The organism is Mycobacterium sp. (assembly GCF_050701675.1).
Classification (GTDB): Bacteria; Actinomycetota; Actinomycetes; order Mycobacteriales; family Mycobacteriaceae; genus Mycobacterium.
The window spans coordinates 1-4,445 of sequence record NZ_JBOGDD010000501.1 but is presented as its reverse complement, the minus strand read 5'-3'; the positions used below and the strand labels follow the sequence as shown (position 1 = coordinate 4,445).

Annotated in this window: 4 protein-coding genes and 1 pseudogene; 2 read left to right on the top strand and 3 right to left on the bottom strand. The window is 65.5% G+C overall.

Annotated features, from left to right (window positions below):
* A partial coding sequence (locus ACRDUX_RS15065; protein ID WP_526414823.1) for an FAD-dependent monooxygenase occupies positions 1-424 on the top strand: 424 nt, incomplete at its 5' end.
* A gap of 16 nt (positions 425-440) precedes the next feature.
* Here the strand turns inward: ACRDUX_RS15065 and ACRDUX_RS15060 are convergent.
* On the bottom strand, positions 441-938 hold the full coding sequence (locus tag ACRDUX_RS15060; RefSeq protein ID WP_526414822.1) for a transglycosylase family protein: 498 nt from the start codon (positions 936-938) through the stop codon (positions 441-443).
* Positions 939-1,163: 225 nt separating this feature from the next.
* Positions 1,164-1,397 (bottom strand): annotated as a pseudogene (locus tag ACRDUX_RS15055) (transglycosylase family protein); the annotation flags it as partial.
* A gap of 1,265 nt (positions 1,398-2,662) precedes the next feature.
* Here ACRDUX_RS15055 and ACRDUX_RS15050 point away from each other — a divergent pair.
* Positions 2,663-3,958 (top strand): hypothetical protein, encoded by a 1,296-nt coding sequence (locus ACRDUX_RS15050; protein WP_526414821.1) that lies wholly within the window; start codon positions 2,663-2,665, stop codon positions 3,956-3,958.
* Positions 3,959-3,968: 10 nt separating this feature from the next.
* Here the strand turns inward: ACRDUX_RS15050 and mobA are convergent.
* Positions 3,969-4,445 (bottom strand): molybdenum cofactor guanylyltransferase (mobA, locus tag ACRDUX_RS15045; protein WP_526414820.1); only part of this gene is annotated, 477 nt, incomplete at its 5' end.

Here is a 4,445-nt window from a genome sequence, read left to right as displayed (position 1 = left end):
TCCTGACATTCTGGCGTCGACCGATCCGACGGACGTGTTGCGCAACGACCTGTACGACCGCGCGCCTGCGCGCCAGTGGTCGCGTGGACCGGTCGTCTTGGTGGGAGACGCCGCACATCCGATGCGTCCGCACCTCGGCCAGGGCGGGTGTCAGGGATTGGAGGATGCCGCCACGTTGGCTCACTTCGTCGACGCGGGCGACGACCTGCCTGGCGCGTTCGCGCGGTTCGCGGCGTTTCGCCGGCCACGGGCCCTCGCCCTGGCAAGGGAGTCCAGACTCTTTGGCCGGATCGTCAACATTCGACCTGCGGTGCTCGCCGGAGCGGCCATGCGCGCCTCCTCGATGGTGCCGGAGGCGCTGCTGACCCGTCACATGGCATCGGTCGCCGGCCGATCGGCCTTCGTCTTACCGGACCCGCAGTAGCGGTCGTAGGCAGACGTCAGCGCGTGCCGAGCGGACCGAGCAGGGCTGTGCACATCTGCCGCGGGTTGATGAAGCCGAGCAGTCCCCTGGTCGGCATCGCCTGGCAGCCCGTCGTGGCCGGCGCCGGAGTAATCGACGAGACATTCCAGATCGCAGGTGTGCCGCCGTGGGCACCGCATGTCGGCCATGCTCCCGGCCCCTGGCTGGCGAGGACGTTCTCGGCAACCCGGATCTGCTCTTCCCGTGACGCGCTGGCGGGAGACCCGACGCCTCCGTTGGAGCTCCAGGTCGCCGGCTTGAACTGAAGGCCGCCGAAGTTGCCGTTTCCGGTGTTGGCGGCCCAATTGCCACCGGACTCGCACTGTGCGACGGCGTCCCAGTTCATCGAGTCCGCGTGGGCGGTGCCCGAGGACACACCGGTCGAGAGAGCGAACGCCACGATGCCGAAGGTGGCGGCGACCGCGATGAGCTTCAGGCTGCTGGTGAGTGCTCTCAGAATGCCGTCGATCTTCATGTTGCGGTCCTTCCCCGACCGTTTGACACGAGGACCGCTGCAAAGATGTGCGTTATTGACGCGGTCATACGGTAATTCGTGGGTCCGATCTCATGCGTTACACAAGCGACGGAAGTTCTTTATCGGGACGTGACGGAATGCAGAGAAAGGTGAGGTAGAAGGGATGAAAGTAAAGAGCGGCCTCGGGCGTGTCGCCCGGGCCGCTCTTCAATCAAGATTTGGGCGCTAGCCCCGCCTGCCGCACACCGGCCATGCGCCGATGCCCTGGGTCTTGAGGACGTTTTGGGCGACCCGAATCTGCTCCTCACGGCTGGCCGCGTGGGGCGAACCGCTGCCGCCGTTGGCGTGCCAGGTGCTCATCGTGAACTGCAGGCCACCGTAGTAACCGTTCCCGGTGGCGGTGTGCCAGTTGCCGCCGGATTCGCACGATGCGACGGCGTCCCAGTTCACACCGTCCGCGTTCGCGGTGCCGGTACCCAGCGCCATCGGGGCCACGATCAATGCCCCGGCGATGGCGCCAAGCCCGAACGTCTTGCGGATGTTCTTCAATTCGATCCTTTCGCCACGCGCGCGCCAAGGACACCCGCGTAAACGTGGGCGTTATTGCCTGCTGAGCAGGCGTCAGAGTTGTGGTTCGCGCCGTCTCGGTCGGGCACGACAGTGGGCGGCCAGACATGCCACACCGGACATCAGGTCCGGCGGCTGCCGTAGCGCCGGGCATCTCCCGGGCTAGGCGGCCCCACTCACACGCAGGTTCGTGGTTTTGAAATTGTTCGCTCCGGTTATGGAGACATATGGAACGTACAAACGTTTTCGAGTGAAGTCATGTTCATCGGAGCGCATGTCACCGTTTGATAACGGACGGATCACGATCACGCAGAGTGGAGTATCCGCAGGTCAATTCGGTATTTCACTCGGACGCCGAACGTATGCCGCCGCAAGGCGAAAGTGACTCGAATCACGGCTATTTTGTGACCTGGCCCACTGCGGCGTGAACAACATCCGCCACAACTCCCTCACCGAGAACATGTCTGCTGCAAGCTGATTGACCATTTATCGTTAGGTGCACTCACGAATCCCGGTAGGTGGCACGAATCCCGGTAGGTGGACAGTGGCCGGCCCTGGCCCATCGGCGTTGCTGCTCAGCATTTTCCGTCAATTATCAATTCTCCATGACGCGGGTGAAGTCGTCGGATTGATCAGCCAATGAGCAAATGTTTCGACGTAGCAAGATAACTCACTCAATCGGTCCGATCGGATGCATCGACACTTCCGCGTGGTCGACGTGAGACACCCTTCATGGCTTGACTTTCAACGACTTCGTCAACGCCAACTCCGGGGCGGCGATTCGCGCCGCGGGATGCTCGTCGTCCATATTCATTACGCAAGAGTGCATTACAGTCGATTCGACTCGAATACTGTACTTGGACATCATAATTCAACTGAGCGATGGTCGATGAACGATGTTCAGGCGATCCTGGGGACGGCCCGCGGATGAGCACGTCCCTCGATGCACGTCGCCCTCCCCGCCGGAGCGGCAATGCGGTCCCCCGGTCCATTGCCGGAGCGGCAATTAGTCCGCAATTCACCGAGCCAACGAACCGACATATCCGGGGCGGTAAATGGGCCGCCCGAACTGGAAACTCTGATTGGGCGAATCGTGCGACAATGGCGCAAACGAGTGGGCTGCACCGAGCGGCCCTGAGAGCGGTCGCGGAGGGTAAGTGACACGTTCACATTGGCGCTTCGCGACGAGCGTGGGCCTGTTGACGGCGGGCCTAATGGTCAACTTCAGCGGCGCCGTGGCCGTTGCCGACTCCGGTTCCGGCTCCACGACCGGCGCTGACAGCGCTGCCCCCGCCAGCCACGGCAGCCCACATCAGACCAACCCGCTCGGTGGCGTCGCCAAGAAGCTGCGCGCGACCATTCAGGGCGCCACGAATGCGCTGGGGCCGGGTCACCTGCCGGGCCCGCAGTCGATCCTCGGCTCGACGGGATCGAAGACGACGTCTCCGATCGCCGCTGTTCCGCACATGATGGCCGAGGCCATTCGCGACCACACACCGATCACCGGGCTCAGCGTCCGGCAGACGCCCAAGGCACCGACGGATGATCCGGTGACCGCCCCTCCCGCCGCCGCAGCCGACTCCGGCACGGCCAAGGACGGGGGCACCCACGCGCTGACCCCGGTGACCGAAGCGCTCACGTCGACCACCAACCAGCTCACGCAGGCCGCACACGCGGTGGTGGCACCCGCCGCCGGCGCAGTGACCGCAGGGGTACAGAGCCTCGTCGCACCGGTAGCAGGGGTGCAGACACTCGTCGCCCCGATGGCCGACGAGCTCGCAACGGGTCTGATCGCACCGATTCCGGATGTTCTGACGTCGATCCGGGCCATCCTCACCTCCACGGCCGATGCGTTCGTTCCCCTAACCCAGGTTCCCTCCGACCTCGCCTCCATGTTCGGCTTCCCCGACGTGCAACCAGCAAGTGGACGAGTGAGGGCTGACATCCGCGGGCCGTCGACGACCTTGCCCACGCCACTGCAGGCCGTCCGACCACCTACCGGTGGGCAAGGCGCGATCTCGGCTAGTGACGGCGCTGGCGAAACCGCGACGGCGACGGCGACCTCCATGTCCGGCGCGACCAGTGCCATTGTCGGGGCTTCGTCGCTGAACGCCAGAGCCCGGACAGCACCCGCCGCCGCCATGTCCGACGGGTTGCAGGCGTTCTTCCGTTCGTATGGCTCACTCGTCATCGCCGCTTCCCTGTCGGCGATGGTCGCTGCCGCACTGCCGGGTCTCGTCGCATTCCTGATTCCCACGGCAGCCGGAATGGGCGTCGGCTACCGGCAGGCCAAAGCGGGTATCGCGCTGCGCGGGCCTGGCATGGCCCGCTTCGCCGGCAGTGGACCGATCGGCATCGTCCGCTCGGGTTCCTTGGTCGCCCTCCGACCCAGCGCCATGCGTGGCGGACGGCGCGCCAGGACTGATGCTGGAAGCTCCCACCTGGCCGCTTAGAGCCAGCCGACTACCGCAAGTCGGTCGGATCGTTCACGTTGGTCAACGCGCGCTGCTCGGGCATCACGACGCGTTGGGTGTCAACGGCATCCACTAGCGCGCGCATGCTGCGCTCACCCGCGGCCACCAGCTGCTCGGCCCGTGAGGCAAGGTCGGTCCGGTACACGCCGGCCAGGTAGTGATCACGTCCATCCCAGGGCAGCACCACGTCCGCGCCAAGGCGCACCGACGGCCCGACGAGCTCCTCGATCAGATCCGCGGTCAGATAGGGCATGTCGACCGCTGACACGAAGGCCCGCTCCATCCCCGCATCGGCAGCGGCCCGCAAGCCCCTGGCCGTGGCCAGCAGCGGACCGACGCCTCGGACGTCGTCTCGGAGCACCTCCGCGCGCAGCGGCGGCAGGGGCTGACCCGGCGCCGCCACCACGAACACGGGCGAGCAACGCGTGACCAACGTGGCCACCACCTGCTCGACGAAGGTATGCCC